This window comes from Nonomuraea sp. NPDC050680, assembly GCF_040654555.1.
In the GTDB taxonomy this organism is placed as follows: Bacteria; Actinomycetota; Actinomycetes; order Streptosporangiales; family Streptosporangiaceae; genus Nonomuraea.
In genome coordinates, this window is sequence record NZ_JBFAIF010000003.1 from 597029 (window position 1) to 613190 (window position 16162).

Genomic DNA, 16162 nt, shown 5'->3' on the forward strand with positions numbered 1-16162 from the left:
TGGTGAAATATGAGCGCTAGACGTAGTAGCCCTCGACCGGCACCCGCGCCTCGTCGTACAGAGCCGGTCCGTCGAGTCGCGCCCCGGCGTTCCCGGCGGGTGGCTTGAGGCCGCCGAGTTGCTCGCTGGACAACGCGAACACCACCCGCCCGAGCCCCGACCGCTCGATGGCGCCCGTGCACATGCCGCAGGGCTGGCAACTGGTGTACATGACGGTGCTCGCCGCGGCCTCGGGGCTGAGCTCACGGGCCGCCCAGCGGGCCAGCTTCAGCTCGGGGTGCGCGGTGATGTCGGCGTCGCTGATGGAGGTGTTGACGTCCTCGGCGAGCACGGTGCCGTCCGGCCCCACCAGAAGCGACCCGAAGGGCGGGTTGCCCGCCTCCCTCGCCTTGGCGGCCAGCCCGATGGCCCTGCGCAGGAACTGCTCGTCGTCGTGTGTCATGGCTGCTCCGTTCATGAGTGGTTCGTGTGGAGATCCCAGGAGGCGGCCACGGCCGCGAGGGCGTGCCAGGCCACCTCGGGGTGACACGTCTCCTTCGGGTCGCCGCCGAAGGGGTCGAGGACGACGGTGTCCGCGCCGAGGAGGCGTAGCTGTTCTAGGTCGTCCACGATCTGCTCGATCGTGCCCTCACCGGCGCGCCTGTCGGGATCAGTGATCGGGGACGTGGTGAGCCTGAGGACGATGCGGGGCGCCTGGGCGGGCACCGGGCGGCCCTGCTCGTCGGCAAGGGATTTGAGGCGGCCGAATGCCTCGCGCAGCCAGGGCAGGGTGTTGCGCAACGGGTGCCAGGTCTCGCCGAGGCGCACCGCGCGGCGCAGGCCGGCCTCGCTGTTGCCGCCGATCCAGATCGGCACCGGCCCGCCGCGGTAGTCCTCGCCGTCCGCCCAGGCGGTGCGCAGCGCGTCGAGGTAGTCGTCGGTCAGCGCCCCGCGCCGGTGGAACGGCACGCCGAGCGCCTCGAACTCCTGCCGCGCCCACCCCACGCCCACGCCGAGGACCAGCCGCCCGCCGCTGAGGTCGTTGAGGTTGGCGGCCATCCGGGCGACGAGCAGCGGATGCCGGTACGGCATGATCAGCACCGTGGTCCCGAGCCTGATCCGCTCGGTGCTGCCCGCCAGCCAGGACAGCGTGGTGAAGGGCTCGTAGAACGGCGCCGGATACTGCTGGGCCACGTCGGGTGTCACTGCCACGTGATCAGAGAGCATGAGCAGGTCGAAGCCGAGGCCCTCCACCGTGCGCGCCCAGCGGCGCAGCACGTCGGGGTTGGTGCCTGGTCCGAAGTTCGGGACATTCACGCCTATTCGCACCCGTGCAGGCTAGCCAATCGCTCATGTCGGCCGGAAGGGAGCTCCCCCTGCGTACGGGACGATTGGCCGGGGAATTGCCGGTATTTTGGGCCGATGACCGAGAGCCTTGACGCAACGGACTGGGCGATCATCGCTGAGCTCCAGAGAGACGGGCGCGTCGCGCTCACTGAGCTTGGGCGGCGGGTCAACCTGAGCCCCTCCGCGACGACCGAGCGGGTCAAGCGGCTGGAGGCGGTCGGCGTCATCACCGGCTACCGAGCCGAGGTCGATCTGGAGAAGGTCGGCTACGCCGTGCTCGCCGTGGTGCGGCTCAAGTATCCCGGGAGCAGGCACGAGCCGCTGCATCGGCTCCTAGGTGAGCGCTCCGAGATCCTCGAATGCCTGCGCACCACCGGCGATGACTGCTACCTGCTGAAGGTCGCCGCGGCCTCCATGGCCCATCTCGAACGGGTCGTCGACGAGCTCGCTCAGTTCGGCAGCACCACCACCAACCTGGTCTACAGCCGGACGCTGTCCTATCGGGGGCCTCAGGCACGCGCCGACTTCTGATGCGCGCCCCGGCCGCCCGGCCGGCTCCAGTACGTCACGGCGCGCAGCAGCCATTCCACCGGCCCGTACCGGTGCCCACGCAGCCACCAATGGCTGAGGAAGACCTGCCCGACGAAGACGACCAGCGCGATCACCACCTCCACCGGCGGGCTGACGCGGTCCACGAGCGCCAGGCCGTACCCCGTGAAGATCAGCGAGCAGATGAGCGACTGCCCCAGATAGTTGGACAGCGCCATCCGGCCCGGCGCCGCCAGTGCCCGCCCGATGCGCGGCAGGTGCGGCAGCAGTCGCAGGAACGTCGCCGCGTAGGCGGCGGCGAGCAGGGGAGCCGTGACCAGGTCCACGGCCTCGCCGAGGAACTTGTTCACGCTGCCGTGCCAGGCCGACAGCGTGTAGACGAACGCGCCGCTCAGCCCGACGGTGAAGCCGAGCCACTGCAGCCTGCGGAGCGTGGCCGTGTGCGCGGACACGTCGCGCAGCACGCCCAGCTTGCCGACCGCCAGGCCGATCAGGCAGGCGGCCAGTACGGCCGGACCCTGGAAGAGCACGCGCAGCACGACGATGAGGGAGAGCTTGCGCAGGTGCTCGTCGATGATCTGGATACCCGAGCCGCGCAGCGCCGCGTCGGAGTGCACCGCCTCCGTCACCCCGTGCGAGACCGTCCCGGCCGTGTCCAGACCCACCATCGCGAGGACAGCCAGCAGCACGAAGCCCAGGGCCAGCATGGAGGTCAGGGCGATCGCGAGCATGACCGCGGTCCTGGGCGAGATCTTGCGGAGCAGCAGCAGGGCCAGGCCGACCGCGGCGTAGGTGGTGAGGATGTCACCCGGGAACAGAAGCACCGCATGGGCCAGCCCGAGCAGGAACAGCCCGGCCAGGCGGCGCAGGAACATCGGCACGAACGCCTTGCCCCGCCGTACGGCCGAGTCGACCTGCAGCGTGAAGCTGTAGCCGAACAGGAAGGAGAACAATAAGTAGAACTTGTTCTCCATGAACAGGGTCACGGTCCACCGCACCGCCCAGTCGAGCGGCGAGATGAACGCGGGCTCCGCCATTCCGGCCATCCGGTAGCCGGAGGCCAGGAAGGCGATGTTCACGACGAGAATGCCGAGCAGCGAGAAGCCGCGCAGGGCATCGACCGAGGTGATGCGTGATGCCATGGATCGCCCAGGTGAAATGGCGGGATGTGTCCTCATCAGCGAACATCATTCCGCAAAACCTGAGAGTTGCCTGTGAATCTAGGTATTTGATGCGATATAGATAAATCGCTCGATGATCACGCCCACGGCCACGGCGAAGGCCGGTATGGCCACCCACAGCAACCGCCGGCGCGCCTTGACCGCCCGGTTCGGCCCGTTGAGCCGGATCACCTCGTAGCCGAACAGGGTCACCCAGGTCAGAGCCAGGGCCGCGAGGCCGACCGGCGTCCAGGGCGAGGTGGGGTCGCCGGGTCCCATGTACGACCGGGGCTCCGGGATCTCGGTGCCCTTGACGAACTTCTTCCAGGTGTACAGGGCGGCGTCGTTGTTGGAGTAGACCCGCTTGATGTCCGGCGAGGCGTCCAGCGCGGCCCTGAACCTGGGGCCCCAGTCTGCCGGGAAGCCCTCATTGAGCTGCAGGTAGGCGACCTGGCCGGTGCTGACGGCGAGATAGGTGTTGCGCGGGCTCTCCTTGAGTTTCGCGACCGCCTTGGCGATGTTCGTCGGATCCGGGTAGACGAGCGCCTGGCGGTCGAAGTTGACCAGCTCGATGTCCTTCTCGCCCCACGGCAGCGTCGGCGTGACCTCGGGGCCCTCCTTGGCCGTCAGGTAGATGACCTTGGCGCTCGGCTTGTCGTGCGCGTAGATGTAGTGCATCGCGGCGACCTCGCCGGTCGTCACCCGCTCGAACTTCTCGTTGCCGTAGCGGGCGATCAGGAACGCCCCCGCGAACACCACCGCGAAGCAGGCCGCGAGCACGACCGACAGCTTCCTGGTCAGCTCGGGGTTGAAGCGGACATTCCGCTTGCGCATGGGCACGGTCTCTTCGCGCACGTCCGCGCTGTCGGCCGGCAGGTTCGGGAAGAACGCGTACGCGGCCAGCAGGCAGGCGCCGGGCAGCGCGAACATGTAGATGCGCAGCCCGATCTCGCCGCCGTAGCTCTGCAGCCCCAGCGCCAGCACCGGCACACAGAGCAGGATCAGCGCCGCCCGGTCGACCACCCCGCGCCGCAGCCGCCTGAGCAGGCCGGTCGCCGCCAGGGCGAGGATCACGACCAGGATGCCCAGCCGCGCCTGCAGCACCATCGCGTGCGCCGGGTCGCTGCCCGCGATGCGGTCGCCGGTGTTGCGCTGCAGGTTCGTCAGGATCCGGCCCAGGCCGCCGAAGATCGCGTCGATCTGGCCCGCCCAGAAGCCCACGGTCTCGTAGCTGATCCAGGCCAGCACGGCCAGGCCGAGGAAGAACGGCAGCGCCCAGGTCAGCTTGGTCCGCTTGAAGATGAGGAAGGCCGTCACCACGCCGAGCATCATGAACGGCGTGATCTGGTGCGAGGCCGTCGCCGCGAAGAACAGCGCGAGCAGCATCAACAGCATCAGCAGCCGGTCGGCCCGGAACGTGCCGGTGTTGGCGATCTCGCCCGGCGTCATCGCGTCGAGGCGGCCGAGCAGCTTGCGCAGCCCCTTCGGCGCGATCGGCTTGGTGCGCGGCTCCACCCGCCCGAACCAGCGCAACAGGATCGCGACGAAGGCCAGATAGAGCGCGAAGGTAAAGCCCTGCGGCGAGAAGTAGTCCTGCCCGATCCACTGCACCAGCACGAACAGCAGCGCCGCGTACCAGCGCGCCCGCGTGGTGGCCACCACCTGGCGCAGGATCAGCACGAACGGCAGCAGGTAGAGCAGGTTGGTCAGCAGCGGTGTCCACTGGAGGATCGTGGTCATGTCGCTGATGCCGGCGGCCTTCGTCACGAACGCGAACAGCGCGAAGTAGCCCGGCCAGCCCATACGGGCGTCGATGCTGATCGCGGTCTCACCGGTGCGGCCGATGAAGTCGACGAAGCCCGCGTGGATGTACGCCGTGGGGAACCTGGGCTCGCTGGCCACCAGCGAACCGGCGCCGTGCAGGGCGAAGGTGATGACGGCGATCTGGAACAGCAGGAGGAACTTACGGTCCGTGCTCTGGGCGACGGTGACGAAGAACGACACCAGCATGATCAGGATCGCGGCGAACGCGCTGGCCGGGAGGGCGGCGATCAGGCCGAGACCGTTGATGTCGGCCGGGTTCACGCCGCGCAGCGGGCCCGGGGCGACGCGCAGGGCGAGGACGTACATGATCAGGCCCTCGACCGTGAGCAGCGCGGGCAGCCACATGGGCGCGCTGCGCCCCAGCCGCCGCATCCGCTCGCCCAGGCCCGTCGCCTTGGCGGGGGCGGCCTTGGCGGGGGCGGGTTCGGTAGCGGCGGGCTTGGCGGCGGCGGGTGCTTTGGCCGGGGTCTTGGTGGGGGTTGTGGCGGGGGTCTCGATGGGGGGCTCGACGGGCGCTTTCGCGGGAGCCGGAGCCGGGGGTGCTTCCACGGCCAGGCTCGCGACCGGGGCGTCCGCCACCTTTGTCGGCACGGTCCCGGCGGCGTCGTCGTCCGCGGCGGACGCCGCCTCGTCCGTGCCCGGACCCTTGGTCCCCTTCGGTTCCTTGGTGCCCTTCGGTTCCTTGGTGCCCTTCGGCTCCTTCGGGGCCTTGGGCTCCTCCGGGTCCTTGGGTTTCTCCGGGTCGGGCTCCGTCGGGTTTTTGGGCTCCGCCGGGGCCTTGGTGCCCTCTGTGTCCTGGGTCTTCTCGGGGGCTTGTGGCGGCGTGCCGATGTGGAGGGTGGCGGGCAGGCGGATGGCGGGCAGGGTGCCCGTCTCCGCCTCGTCGTCACCGTCACCGTCGTCGTAAGCGTCGGTGACGTCCGGCGCGGTGACGTCCGGCGAGGGGGCGGCCGGGCCCTCCCGGACCGGCAGTCGGGGGATGACGCCCGTGGCGTCCGGATCGAAGGGCACGCCTGTTTCCCCCTCTGCCTCGGTGCCGTCCGTGGAGTCGCCCACGTGCTCGGAGGAGCCCGTGATCCCCGTTGTCATGCCATCGCCGTCGCGTTGCCTCACGTTGACCATCATGCGGCCCCGGACGACCCCTGAGTGACGGGAGTCCGCCGTGTATCGCCAAGAATGAGTATTTTGCGAAGAGATTTGAAGATCAAAAGTGCCATCAAAGTCTCGCTGAGCAACAAGCCGTACCCAACGGCGTTGACTCCGGCGAACGGGAAGAGCGCCAGGATCGACACGAGAACGAGCACCGCGAGCCCGATCTGCACGATGGCCAGCCGCCGCGCGTCACTCTGTGCCCGCAGCACGCTCAGATAGACCTCGATCAGTACTCGGGGCAGCACGGCCAGCGCCATGAGCCGCAGCAGCGTCGTACCCTCCGCCGCGAAGCCTTCCCCGAAGATGCTCAGGATGAGGGGTGCGCCCGCGATCACCACGACGATGATCGGCACGATGATCATGAAGGCTCGCTGCAGCGCCCGGCGGCAGTTCGCGGCCAGCTGCGACCGGTCGAAGGAGCCCTCGACGGTCAGCGACACGGCCATGTTCATGGCCAGCAGCTCGATCATGCTGGCCAGCGTGTGCGCCATCGAGAAGCGCCCGAACGTGGCCTCGCCCACCCGGGTCGCGACGACGGTGGGCACGAGATAGACGATGGCGAGGATGGACAGCGTGCCGGGGAAGTCGCCGGCCAGGAACCTGCCGATCTCGCGCAGCCGCGGCGGCTGCTGGACGGTCTCGGTCCGCTTCATGTGCCGGGGTACGACGACGCCGAAGATCAGCCAGTTGACCGGGATCAGCGCGAGCGCCGTCGGCACCATCCAGGAGGTGAAGATGCCGCCGTCGGGCAGCGCGCCGGCCATCGCGACCAGCAACCCCATCTTGGCCAGGCCGAAGACCAGGTTGTTGAGCGGCACCCAGGTGGCCTTGCGCAGTCCGGTCAGCACCACGTCCTGCAACGTGAACACCGACCAGACCAGCACCGAGCCGAGGAAGAACAGGCCGGGCCCGAACGCGCCGAGCACCGAGTAGGTCCGCCCCCACAGCGGCAGGGTCAGCAGGAAGCCGAGCGCCGCCACGCCGCCGGTCGCCGCCGCCAGGCCGTACCCCCGCAGGATGAGCTCGGGGATGCGGCGGCCCGCCAGCGGGAGGAAGCGGGAAAGCGCGCCCACCAGGCCCAGTGCGGTCAGCGACGCGAACAGCCGCATCGCGGTGATCATCGCCTGGCCGCGGCCGAACTCCTCGGGCGTGTAGAAGTGGGCGGCCAGCAGCCAGTAGCCCATGCCGAGCGTCGCGGTGATCGCCGTGTTGGCCATCAGCGCGTAGCCGTTGCGGAACAGAGGGCTACGAAGATCGTGCAGCACCCTCCCCCAGAGGCTAGACATTTCCACGCACCCGCTGCAGGCCGTACTTCGTGCGTCTGACGATCGCGTAGCCCTTGGTGAGGACCCGCTCCTTCAGGTAGATCAGAGGCACGCCGGTGCCCTCGACGGCGCGCTTGAACATGCTGATGGACGTGTGCCGCGCCACGGTCAGCCGGGGGATGGCCAGCATGTCGTGACGGTCGGCGGCGATCGAGTTGTTCACCGCGCAGGCGGCGAAGTAGCCGGCCTTGCGTACCTCGCGGCGCACGCGGGCGCTGGAGTAGCCATAGGGGTAGGCCATGGTCGCGACCGGTGCGCCGATCTTCTCCTCCAGCAGGCCCTTGTTCTTGCGCAGTTCCTGGCGCAGCTCGTCGATGTGGAGCTGGTCGAGCTGCGGGTGGCTGTGGCTGTGGCCACCGATCTCCATGCCGGCCTGGGCGGTTTCGCGGGCCTGGCCCCAGGTCAGCATGTCGTCCAGCGGCCGGCCGGCGGCGTCGTCGCCGGCGTCCGCCACCCAGCCACTGGTCAGGAAGACCGTGGCCGGGAACTTGTAGCGGTCGAGCAGCGGCAGCGCGCGGCTGTGGAAGTCGGCGTAGCCGTCGTCGAAGGTCAGGACGATGGGTTTGTCCGGCATGCACCTGCCGTTGTTCTTGTTCAGTGAGGCCACCAGATCGCCCAGCGTGAGCGGGGTGAACCCGCTCTCCGACAGGTAGGCGAGCTGCTCGTCCAGGTCCGACGGCCGTACCGAGTGAGGAAGTGTCTCCTCGTTCGGATCGTCGGCCACAGAGTGGTACATCAATATCGGTACGCGGATCATCAGCGCACTGCCTTCAGTCGTGCCGAGCCGATCAGGTAACCCCAGGTGGTCCAGGCCAGGCCGACCACGATCGCGGCGGCCCGGCCGAGCCCGCCGACGTCGCCCCGGAACGCCTCCCCGACGCCCCGCAGCGCGCCGAGCGGCAGCGTCTTCAGCGCGTGCGCCCGCTCGCTGGCCAGCCCGTCCTGGGTGCCCACCTCCTGCGTGACCAGGGCCTTGGACAGTCCCTCCGCGTAACACCTGGATCTGAAGTAGGCGAACCGCTCGCGCTGCCGCGACACCTTGTGCCCGATCAGCGCGCGCGGCTCGAACAGCATGACCGAGCCGGGCTTGCGCTGGCTCAGCCTGATGCAGAACTCGGTCTCCTCGCAGCCCAGCGGCCGGCTCTTGCGGCCCTGCACGCTGCGCCCGATGCCGCTGTGGAAGCCGCCCACCTCGGAGACGACCTCGCGCAGGAAGGCGGCGTTGCCGCCCATCACGTTGCGGATCGGCGACCTGACCGCGGGCATGCCGCGGTAGGAGCAGCCGACCGTCCAGTCGAACTCGTAGGGGAACCAGCGCGGCCGGCGCTGGGACGCCCACAGTGGCTCGGTACGACCGCCCACGCCGACGACACCCGGTTCCTGGAAGCCCTCCTCCAAAGCCTCCAGCCAGCCGGGGTCGGCGACCGCGTCGTCGTCGAGGTACGCGACGATGTCACCGGTGGCCGTGGCCACGCCGGTGTTCTTGCCGCCGGACAGCCCCTTCTCGTGCGTGTTCTCCACCACAATGGCCTGTGGGTAAGCACGCTTGAGCTTCAGGTGCAGGTCCGGGTTGTAGTCCACGACCAGGATCAGCTCGTAGGGCCGGCGCCGCTGATTCTCGACCGACTCGACGGCTTGCCTGATGTCCTCCCACCGCTCGTCGGTGTATACGCAGATGACAACAGACGTCTTCACAACGGACCTTCTTACGCGACACCCCGGTCCGCGGCCGGAGCAGTGGCTGGCTTGGGCAGCGGAGGTGCGGGCTGGCGGCGCCACTCTCGCAGGATCGTCTTCAGCACACGCATGCCGTCACGCACGACGCGCAGGTTGCTCTCGCCGTGGATCCGGTTGTGCTCATGGCTCGGCACCTCGTGCACCTTCAGTCCGGCCTTGGCGGCGCGGACGTTCAGCAGCGTCTCCACCTCGAAACCGTCGCAATCGAGGTCGAGCACCTCGAGGTGGCGGGCCCAGAAGGCGTTGTAGCCGTAGCACAAGTCGGTGTACTGCGTGCCGTACATCAGATTGACTATGCCGGTGAGGACCTTGTTGCCCAACCTGCGGCCGAAAGTCAGGTCGTCGCTGCCGCCACCGGCGGCGTAGCGGGAGCCCTTGACGAAGTCGGCGCCGGTCACCAGCGCACCGACGAACGTGATGATCTCGTGGCCGTCGGTGGAGCCGTCGGCGTCGATCATCACGATGATGTCGCCGCTGGCAGCGGCGAAGCCGGCGGCCAAGGCGTCGCCCTTGCCCTTGCCGGTCTGGGTGACCACCTTCAGGTTGGGCCGCAGGCGTCTGGCCACCGCCACGGTGTCGTCGACGGAGTTGCCGTCGACCAGGATGATCTCGTCGATCCACTGGGGCAGCGTGGCGAAGACATGGGGCAGGTTGTCCGCCTCGTTCATGGCCGGAACCACGACGCTCACCGTGGGAGAGATGGCCAGGTGAGGTGTAACCGGTGTGAACCGCTCAATAGGTGGCATCGATCGCAGGGGCGCGATCTGCACTTTGCCGTTGTGCTTGGTGATGTCGGGACTCATGGTGAGGGAATTCCTTCCGAGACCCAGCACACTGGCCGGACGCAGCCACTCCTGGGTGCAGGAGGAATGGCGGTGCTGCGAACGGTGCATGAAGGGTCCAGTGGGAGCGAGGGTTGCGCGGGGCTTGCTGGCGTTACGGGGTGGGAGCGCTAGCGCGCTCCCGTTGGTTCCTTGACGACTGCGTTGGATGACTCCTGGTGCAAGGAGCTGCGCACCCGACCGAAACCCTTCAGGACTCTGTCGGCTGCCCTATAGAGAGACGGCCGGTCCATGACAATTGTTCGGGCTTTGTTGAAAGGAGTTCTGCCCATCCAGTGCACCGCCGCCGACGCGGAGGGTCTGGAGACCCGGCCCTCGGCGACATACAGCTCCCCGCTCTTGAGCCAGTCCTTGTATTCCTTGCCGCCCTTACCCATGTCCACCATGTGCAGCCCGGCCGCGGCGGCGGCCTCTGCCATTTGCAGATGGTGCACGATGCCCGGTGAGTACCGGGCGAACTCGGTGTCGTAAGCGGGGAACCACCCGACGAGCGTGGTGGCCGTGCGCAGTCCGAAATGGCCGGCGACTGGCACGTCTCCCGCGTACAGCATGGTAAGGACGCCCGAGAAGTCAGCCGACTTCTCGGCGAACATCAGGTCGATCAGCTCGACGATCCAGGGCTGGGCGAACCGGTCGACCCGGCCCGTCCGTCTGTACTGGTCGGACTTCCACGCGAGCAGGGTGCGCAGCTCCTCCGGATCGGCCGAAGCCCATTCGAAGCGCAGCCCACCGTGCTCCCTGCCGAACTTGCGCTCCTTGTAGCGCACGGTCTTCAGGTTCTTGGGGGAGTTGGTCTTCACCTGCTGGAGCCAGGCGTCGAAGCCCTGGGTGAAGTCCATGACCGGCGCCGGGCGCACGTCGCTCTCGTAAGGCGCGAACGTCGGCTGCCCCGCGACCAGGTGGTCGAAGTCGAAGACGCTGAGCTTGCAGGCCCTCAGCAGCGCGCGAGCCTCTAACTTCAGGTTCGGCTCGGAGATCAGGCCATGGCACGTGGTGAGGAAGCCGCCGAGCGGCTTGCCGATGCCGAAGCTGTGGCGCTCGTAGGGGAAGAAGCCGGCGATGCCGCTCTCGTCCTGGATGACCGCGACCCGCACCCGATCCCGCAGGCGGTCCATGGCCAAGGCGAACTCGACGGAGAGGAATGGATTGTCCAGGCTCGGGTCCGCCTTCTGGAGCGCGCGCCACCGGGCCCGCTCGGGCTCTCCGAGATCTCCGGGGCGAACTACTGTGATGTTCACCTTGCCCTGGCCCCCTGTTCGGTCTGCATGTTCTTCCCCCGGTACAACACGCGAAGCACGTACATGAAGCCTCCGAGCACGGCGACCGTTGCCACACCGGCCCGAGGCGACCATGCGTTGAACTGCAGCATGGCTTGGGCGAGGAGCACGTTAAGCACGAGACTTGCCGCAGCTCCTACTGATAGTGCGGCAAGCGGGTCACGATCACGCAACAGTCCTACGACTGCGGCTCCTGGCACCACCAGAAGGAACAGAGAGATGAGGAGCGGGCGCAGCGGTGTCTGGATGTCGAACAGCGCGATCACCGCTCCCGCGATGCAGGCGAGCGCGAGGAGCCACGTCAGCGCTCTGCGGTGCTTGAGCATCTACTGTCTTCTCTCCTGGGGCCTAGCTGGGTAAAGGCGCGATTGATCGCATTTCATGGGACCAATGCACCCGTGGACACGTCAATGCCGACGCTTGGCGACGCGCTCCGGTTTACCGGCAGGCAGATATTCTTCGTGTGTTTTTGAACACACGGTCAGACTCCGGCCTCCGTTGCGGTCCCCAAACCACAAGGATGCCCTACTTGCGGCAAGATCTTCGAGCAATGGCCCGTTTTATCCCCACTTGTCACGTAAGTGTACTCCGGGCTCAGAGGCCACTGGCGTGGGGGAGGTCCATTTGACGACCGGGGGTCAGAATTTCTCGCCTTATCAGGCGGAATGTCATCCAGGGTAACCATGTCACACGTCAGGAGTCGTGGGGCGGGTCCACCTGGAAGTTGTCCACGGATGTGCTCTGTGTCGGCCCGCTGGGCGTCTCGCTCGGCTCGGGACCGCTCGTCGGCTGGTCCGTGGGCGGCTCCGGGGTCTGCTGCGTGCCACCGTGCCACGACAGCGAGCATTTGGCGCCGCCGCCGTTGGAGCTGAAGGACACCGACCCGCTGCCACCGCTGGTGGGGTCGTCGACCGTGACCCAGATCGCCATCGAGCCGCCCGCCTTGATCGACCCGCTCGCGGGGTACACCTCCAGCCCCGCCGACGCGGTCGCGCGCCAGGCGACAGTGGCGTTGCGCGCGCTCAGCCCGATCTTCGCCGCGCCCTCGACACCGTCCGGACAGGAGGTGGCGAACCGGGCGCCGCGCACGGTCTGCCGTCGGGTGGCCGTCGGGGCGGCCGCGGGCTTGGTGGTGGCGGGCCTGGTGCTCGGCACACCGCTACGGGACGACGTGGGGGACGGATCAGGCGTGGGCGTGGTGTCGTCCTCCGGCGCGGGCTCCGGCGTGGTGCCGGTCAGGTCGTCAGGAGAGGCGTCGTCAGGAGAGCTGTCGTCAGGAGAGCTGTCGTCAGGGGAGAGGGAGGCCGAGGGGGCGGGGGCTACGTGCAGCGCGGTCTTGGCGGGGTCCCCACCGTTGATCGCGACCATGGCGCCGGTCGCCGCGAGCACCGCCGCGCCGGCCAGCAGCACGGGCCCGAGGCGGCGCGGCCGGCGGCGGCGCGAGCGCCGCTCGACCGCCACCGGAAATCCCGTACGGTCGAAGCTGTCGCCCCGGTCGGTGATCAGCGTCCGGGTCTGGTCCCGCTCCGGGTCGAGGCAGGTGTCGACCACCCTGCGGCGCAGCGAAATGGGGGGATAGGCCACCGGCACCATGTCGAGCAGCCGGGTGGCCGCCACCTGCCGATGCCGCCCCTCGGTACACACCTCGCACCCTGAGATGTGTCCCGACAACCGCCGCCGCAGCAACGGGGTGAGCGGCCCTTCCCACGAGTCCAGCATCGCCGACAGGTCAGGACAGTGCGCCCGTCCGGTCCTGGCCAGGATCACGGCGGCGGCGGCGTTCTCCAAATGATCACGGGCCCGGCCGAGCCGGGCGGCGGCCTGGCGGGAGGTCAGCCCGAGCACCGCCCCGACCTCGGCCGGAGTGAGCCCGTGACGCAGCGACAGCTCCAGGACCTCGCGCTCGTTCCCGCGCAGCTCCCCGAGCGCCTCGTGCACCAGCGCGGCGAGCTCGGGATCCGCCGGCTCGTCGAAGACCGGCAACGGCAGGCTGCCGGACTTGGCCGAGCCGCTCCTGTGGGCCAGCCGGGCGACAGCCTGGAATCTGGTCAGCGCGTACAACCAGGCTCTCAGCCGGCCGGTCTCCTTCAAGCGCGAGACACACCCGTGCGCGGTGACCAGCGCGTCATGTACGGAGTCGGCCGCGGCATCGCGCTCCCCGGTGAGAGAGCAGGCGTAGTCGTGCAACCGCTCGGCATAAGCGTCATAGAGCTTGGCCGCGCCTTCGACGGCACCCGTCCGAAGCGCGTCGACGATCTGCTGATCGTCACCGCGGTCAACAGTCGGCCATCCAGACACGTTTCCTCCCCCGCTGGTCGAAGGCGAAAGCCTCCACGGCGGGTAGGACGCCTCCCCGTTCGGGCGGGGTTACCACAGCGGCTCAGCTCATGCCTAACTGGCATGAGCTGGGAAAACAGTGCCAGATGTGACTAATGGGGTCAGCCATCGCAGCGCGGCGCGCAGAGGCGGCGCTGCATGCCCTGGAGGAAGAAGTCGCGTACCTGCAGCACGTTCTTGGCGATGTAGGCCTCGCCACCGGTCGCCTGCGCGAGCGCGTCCATCTGCTGCTTGCCCTTGGGAGCGTCCGGGCCGAAGGCGATGAGGAGGATGCTGACCGGGCGCTTGGGGTTATACGTCTTCTTGAGATAGTTCAGGATCTGCTTGTTGTTGAGGCCGCCGTCCGGATCGTCGTTGCCGGCGCCGTCGGTGAGGATCACGATCGTGTTGATCTTGTCTTCCTGGTACGACTTCGTCATCTCCGCATAAGCGGCCTTGAGCGTGTCGTTCAACCCCGTGTCACCCGTGGCCTTGGCCTGGGCGGTCCCCAGCTGCCGGCTCAAGGCGTCCTTGCGGAGCACGCCATTGACGCTCTCGCTGAGCGGCCCGACCGAGACCACCTCGCGCCAGTCCTTGCCCTGCCCGTCGAGGTGGGTGGAGAACGCCCAAACCCCGATCTCCGCGTCGGCGGGGAACAGTCCGAGCCCCTCGACGGCGATCTTGCCGATGGTCTGCATGCGGGTCAGCTTCGTACCGGGGACGGGCAGCGCCATCGTGCCCGAGACGTCGAGCAGGGTGAGCAGGCGGGTGCCGAGGTTCAACCGGGACCAGGTCTGCGCCATGCTCACCACCGTCTTGTCGTCCGGGGCGGGCAGCGGCGTGGGCGGGGCCGGGGTGAAGCCCTTGTCCTTGGACAGGGCGTCGCCGGCCTTGCCGTCGGGCGTACGAAAGCCCTGCTCGCGCAGCGTCCGGTGGGCCGACTCGGTGCCGAGCTCCTGCTTGAACGCCGCGGCGGCCTTCTGCGCCGCCGCGTCCTTGGTGACGATCACGAGCGGGTAGTCGAGGCTGAGCGTGCCTTCGGCCGGGTAGAGCGGCACCACCGGGCTGTCAGGCTTTTTCGTGTTGTGGAGGTAGATGGTCTGTTCGGAGGTGACGCCGATCGGGACCTTGCTCCCGGACTTCACGGTCAGGCTGGCCAGCAGCGCGGTCGGGTCGGCGACGAGCTGACCCGACAGCTCCTTGAGCGCGCCCACCAGCGCCTTGCTCTGACCGGCCTGCTGGGCTGAGCCGGCGGCGGCTAGCAGCGCGGCCATCCCGGCCGAGTTCTTCTGCGGGTCGAGGGCCAGTACGCGGACCTTCTTGCCGGGTCCGTCCGGATTGGCGACGTTCGCCGCCGCGATGACGCCCGCCCAGCTCGGCTGGAGGCTGCTGGCCAGCTTGGCCGCCGCGGCCTTGGCGGCCACCAGCACGACCGGCGAGTTGGCGACCGAGCCGGCGGACTCCGGCAGGGCGGCGCCCGCGGCCTGGCCGCGGAGCCTGGACACGACGAGGCTGGAGTCGGCCACCCACAGATCAGCGTTGATCTTGCCGGCGGCCAGCGCGTTCGCGGTCCGCGCCGCGGACTCCTTGGCCACCGTCACCTCGACGCAGCGGCTGTCGATCGAGTGCATGGCCTTGTTGTAGTTGCCGGCGATCTTGTTCAGCGCGGGCTGGATGTCCGGGCTCGCGACGACGCGCAGCGGCAACTTGCCGTTCGAGCAGTCGTGGTCGCGGTTGAAGATCACGAACGCCGCGACGCCCAGCAGCACAGCGAGTGCGACCGCCCCGGCGAGCGGGACGAACACCTTGCCGCGGCCACCACCGTTCCCACGCTTACGGGGAGTCGGTTCCTGAGCCTGGTAGCCGCCGTCGAGCTCGTCTGTGCGGTGTCGCCCCACGATGTCCTCTTCGGTGTGTCGGGACCTTTCGGAGACCCTAGCGGGAGATGCTCCGCAATACTTCCGGAACGATACTCGGTGCGCTTACTGTGGCAAAACAGCCCTTTTGGTGCGACGATTACCTGGTGTGACGGTCAATGGCAGCATGAGTGACCGCGCCAGGCCCGAGTTCCCTCCCTTGTCGCGACCGCCGCCAGAGCCACCGCCACCGCCGGGTCGACCCACCACCAGCCGAGCGTGTTCAGCCACAACCCCATCAGAACGCCCGCGGCCGTCGCGGCGCAGATGAGGTTCTGGGTGCCTTCTCCCGAGGTCGCGGCGGACCCGAGCCGCCGGCCGAGCCGCCGCTTGACCAACCCCAGCGCCGGCATGCCGGCCAGGCTGACCGCGGTCACCACGATGCCGAGCGCGGTCGGCACGGCCCGGTGGCCGGCGTCGAGATCGTGGGCGACGTGGACGACCAGATAGGGCGCCAGCAACCAGAAGCTCACCGCGACCGCCCGCCCCGCCCGGCGCTCCGCGCTCGGCGACAGGGTGCGCGAGCCGGTGAACCGCCACACCACGATCAGGCTCGCCGCCGCCTCCACGAGAGCCGACAGCCCCCAGCCGATCAGCGCCACCGAATCCGCCGCCAAGCCCGCGGCCAGGCCGAGCGTGCTCTCCACTGCCAGCCACACGAGGGTGAACACCGAAAGGGAGCGAGCCACGCGCGCAGCGCGCAACCACTCGGCTGACGCGGCCGGATGAGCGTGAACT

At 68.7% G+C, this 16162-nt stretch carries 14 protein-coding genes; 1 reads left to right on the top strand and 13 read right to left on the bottom strand.

Going from position 1 to position 16162, the window contains the following annotated elements; all coding sequences use genetic code 11:
- Window positions 1–16: 16 nt before the first annotated feature.
- Entirely contained in the window at window positions 17–442 is a 426-nt protein-coding gene (locus AB0H88_RS14015; protein WP_357644151.1) for a nucleoside deaminase, read from the bottom strand.
- A gap of 11 nt (window positions 443–453) precedes the next feature.
- Window positions 454–1308: an LLM class flavin-dependent oxidoreductase gene (locus AB0H88_RS14020; RefSeq protein WP_357644153.1), complete on the bottom strand. Its 855-nt coding sequence runs from the start codon at window positions 1306–1308 to the stop codon at window positions 454–456.
- A 93-nt stretch (window positions 1309–1401) separates the two neighbouring features.
- On the opposite strand from AB0H88_RS14020, the gene AB0H88_RS14025 reads away from it, so the two are divergent.
- A complete protein-coding gene (locus AB0H88_RS14025) occupies window positions 1402–1857 on the top strand; it encodes an Lrp/AsnC family transcriptional regulator (protein WP_357644155.1) in 456 nt (151 codons plus the stop codon).
- On the opposite strand, the gene AB0H88_RS14030 is transcribed toward AB0H88_RS14025, so the two are convergent.
- The 11 genes from AB0H88_RS14030 to AB0H88_RS14080 form a co-directional block, all read right to left on the bottom strand.
- On the bottom strand, window positions 1836–3017 hold the full coding sequence (locus AB0H88_RS14030; RefSeq protein ID WP_357644157.1) for a DUF418 domain-containing protein: 1182 nt from the start codon (window positions 3015–3017) through the stop codon (window positions 1836–1838). The two genes, AB0H88_RS14025 and AB0H88_RS14030, sit on opposite strands and share 22 nt — an antisense overlap.
- A gap of 78 nt (window positions 3018–3095) precedes the next feature.
- Window positions 3096–5972: a hypothetical protein gene (locus AB0H88_RS14035; RefSeq protein WP_357644158.1), complete on the bottom strand. Its 2877-nt coding sequence runs from the start codon at window positions 5970–5972 to the stop codon at window positions 3096–3098.
- Window positions 5973–5980: 8 nt separating this feature from the next.
- On the bottom strand, window positions 5981–7297 hold the full coding sequence (locus AB0H88_RS14040) for a hypothetical protein (protein ID WP_357644160.1): 1317 nt from the start codon (window positions 7295–7297) through the stop codon (window positions 5981–5983).
- Complete coding sequence (locus AB0H88_RS14045) at window positions 7290–8093, bottom strand: polysaccharide deacetylase family protein (protein ID WP_357644162.1); 804 nt, start codon at window positions 8091–8093, stop codon at window positions 7290–7292. The genes AB0H88_RS14040 and AB0H88_RS14045 overlap by 8 nt, the downstream gene beginning before the upstream one ends.
- Complete coding sequence (locus tag AB0H88_RS14050; protein WP_357644164.1) at window positions 8093–9031, bottom strand: glycosyltransferase family 2 protein; 939 nt, start codon at window positions 9029–9031, stop codon at window positions 8093–8095. The genes AB0H88_RS14045 and AB0H88_RS14050 overlap by 1 nt, the downstream gene beginning before the upstream one ends.
- Before the next feature lie 11 nt (window positions 9032–9042).
- Entirely contained in the window at window positions 9043–9876 is an 834-nt protein-coding gene (locus AB0H88_RS14055) for a glycosyltransferase family 2 protein (protein WP_357644166.1), read from the bottom strand.
- 149 nt (window positions 9877–10025) lie between these two features.
- The gene (locus AB0H88_RS14060; protein WP_357644168.1) at window positions 10026–11153 is read right to left on the bottom strand and encodes a GNAT family N-acetyltransferase; all 1128 of its coding nucleotides are present in this window, start codon (window positions 11151–11153) and stop codon (window positions 10026–10028) included.
- Entirely contained in the window at window positions 11150–11518 is a 369-nt protein-coding gene (locus AB0H88_RS14065) for a hypothetical protein (RefSeq protein ID WP_357644170.1), read from the bottom strand. Before AB0H88_RS14065 ends, AB0H88_RS14060 begins: the two co-directional genes overlap by 4 nt.
- 367 nt (window positions 11519–11885) lie before the next feature.
- Window positions 11886–13490, bottom strand: a complete 1605-nt coding sequence (locus AB0H88_RS14070; RefSeq protein WP_357644172.1) for a sigma-70 family RNA polymerase sigma factor — start codon at window positions 13488–13490, stop codon at window positions 11886–11888.
- A 140-nt stretch (window positions 13491–13630) separates the two neighbouring features.
- On the bottom strand, window positions 13631–15406 hold the full coding sequence (locus AB0H88_RS14075; protein WP_357644174.1) for a substrate-binding domain-containing protein: 1776 nt from the start codon (window positions 15404–15406) through the stop codon (window positions 13631–13633).
- A gap of 134 nt (window positions 15407–15540) precedes the next feature.
- A complete protein-coding gene (locus tag AB0H88_RS14080) occupies window positions 15541–16113 on the bottom strand; it encodes a cation transporter (protein ID WP_357644176.1) in 573 nt (190 codons plus the stop codon).
- Between the last annotated feature and the right edge of the window lie 49 nt (window positions 16114–16162).

Excerpts from the sequence above, each read along its gene's own strand:
- AB0H88_RS14030 (WP_357644157.1), bottom strand. The coding sequence starts at position 3,017 with ATGGCATCACGCATCACCTCGGTCGATGCCCTGCGCGGCTTCTCGCTG.
- AB0H88_RS14045 (WP_357644162.1), bottom strand. The coding sequence starts at position 8,093 with ATGATCCGCGTACCGATATTGATGTACCACTCTGTGGCCGACGATCCG.
- AB0H88_RS14025 (WP_357644155.1), top strand. The coding sequence starts at position 1,402 with ATGACCGAGAGCCTTGACGCAACGGACTGGGCGATCATCGCTGAGCTC.
- AB0H88_RS14055 (WP_357644166.1), bottom strand. The coding sequence starts at position 9,876 with ATGAGTCCCGACATCACCAAGCACAACGGCAAAGTGCAGATCGCGCCC.
- AB0H88_RS14065 (WP_357644170.1), bottom strand. The coding sequence starts at position 11,518 with ATGCTCAAGCACCGCAGAGCGCTGACGTGGCTCCTCGCGCTCGCCTGC.
- AB0H88_RS14015 (WP_357644151.1), bottom strand. The coding sequence starts at position 442 with ATGACACACGACGACGAGCAGTTCCTGCGCAGGGCCATCGGGCTGGCC.
- AB0H88_RS14040 (WP_357644160.1), bottom strand. The coding sequence starts at position 7,297 with ATGTCTAGCCTCTGGGGGAGGGTGCTGCACGATCTTCGTAGCCCTCTG.